Raw genomic sequence first — 266 nt, 5'->3', positions numbered from 1 at the left:
AAGCGGATGTAGACCGTCTGCAAGCTGGCCTGGATCTTGCAAGCAGCAACTTGAGCAATGCAACCCTAACAGCCCCAATCGACGGCGTCATTGTGAAGAAAAGCATCTCTGAGGGGGAGTTGGCTCAACCAGGCGTACAGTTGCTCTCTCTTGTCAATATGGATCAAGTTCAAGTAGAACTTAGCGTTGAAGACAGCCAAATTACGCAAGTGAAAGCAGGTTCCCAAGTTAACGTTACCGTTCAAAACTTGCCTGGCCAAACTTTC

Annotated in this window: 1 pseudogene; it reads left to right on the top strand. The window is 48.5% G+C overall.

Annotation, left to right across the window (positions count from 1 at the left end):
- Window positions 1–50: 50 nt before the first annotated feature.
- Window positions 51–266: pseudogene (locus tag KVT27_RS24920) on the top strand (efflux RND transporter periplasmic adaptor subunit); the annotation flags it as partial.

Origin of the sequence: Lysinibacillus sp. GbtcB16 (genome assembly GCF_019091145.1) — a bacterium.
GTDB lineage: Bacteria > Bacillota > Bacilli > Bacillales_A > Planococcaceae > Lysinibacillus > Lysinibacillus fusiformis.
Note: the sequence above shows the minus strand (reverse complement) of the source record. Positions and strands in the feature narration are given on the sequence as shown.